Source organism: Mycolicibacterium hodleri, from assembly GCF_025822245.1.
Classification (GTDB): domain Bacteria; phylum Actinomycetota; class Actinomycetes; order Mycobacteriales; family Mycobacteriaceae; genus Mycobacterium; species Mycobacterium hodleri.
This window is the reverse complement of the sequence record NZ_JACKTL010000039.1, coordinates 1-982: the sequence shown is the minus strand read 5'-3', so window position 1 is coordinate 982 and position 982 is coordinate 1. Positions and strand designations below refer to the sequence as shown.

Here is a 982-nt window from a genome sequence, read left to right as displayed (position 1 = left end):
AGGTGGGTATCGGCCCGGGCGGCAGAAACTCCCGGCGTCACGGTGAACGACAGGATCAGGGTGGTTTTTCGAAGGGCCGTGTGAAGACGTCGTTTCGGATGGGCCATGGCGCGTCGGACAATCTGGCGTATGAGATTCCCTATCCTGAGTTCGCCGAAGAACCGGCCTTGAGTGAGTACTTCTCCCAGGCCTGGGCACTCCGTAAAGAGCGGTTAGAGGCGCAGGGCAGACTGCTCGGCGGACGTGGCCCAGCGACGATGTTCCCCAATATGTCGTTCTCGGCCGGTTTTCCGCGGACGATCCTGGTGTCACACCCGATCAGCCCCACCGAAACCGAAGTGTGGCGGTGGTACCTCATCGACAAGAACGCACCCGATGATGTGCGTGACTGGCTGCGCCGCTATTACATGCGCTACTCGGGTCCTGGAGGGATGACGGAGCAAGACGATATGGAGAACTGGAATTACGCGACGCAGGCTAGCCAGGGCGTGATAGCCCGGCGGTATCCGTACAACTATCAGCAGGGTCTCGATATGGAAACTCCCAGTGCGCTCGACCAGGCGGTGCATTCTCACCAGCCCATCGCTGGCGAGGTGAATGCTCGCGCCTTTTACCGGCGATGGGCCGAGTTCGTGGACAACCTCTCGTGGCCTCAACTCATCGAACTTGCCAAAGACGACGAGAGAGCCGCACGGTCGTGAGTGCAACGGGCGGTGAAATTTCCACGAGGCAGGACGCGGTAGAAAAGTTGCTGCTTCAGGCCGATATTGCCGACTTTCTTTATCGGGAAGCCGACCTGCTCGACGAACGACGTTACTCCGAATGGCTCGGTCTGCTCACCGAGGACTACGAGTATTCCGTTCCACTGCGGACGAACGTGGCGTACGACGACCTCGCGCAGCTGGAACAGACTCAGCAAGGTAGCGACATCTGCTGGTTCGACGAGGGGAAGGAGACGGTCACTTCGCGGGTGGAGCAGTTG

The 982-nt window shown here is 59.8% G+C and carries 2 protein-coding genes; both read left to right on the top strand.

The annotated features are described in order from the left end of the window. A partial coding sequence (locus tag H7J06_RS32835) for an SRPBCC family protein (RefSeq protein ID WP_275079563.1) occupies positions 1 to 701 on the top strand: 701 nt, incomplete at its 5' end. Further along, positions 698 to 982 (top strand): aromatic-ring-hydroxylating dioxygenase subunit beta (locus tag H7J06_RS32830; protein ID WP_308205802.1); only part of this gene is annotated, 285 nt, incomplete at its 3' end. The genes H7J06_RS32835 and H7J06_RS32830, both read left to right, overlap by 4 nt.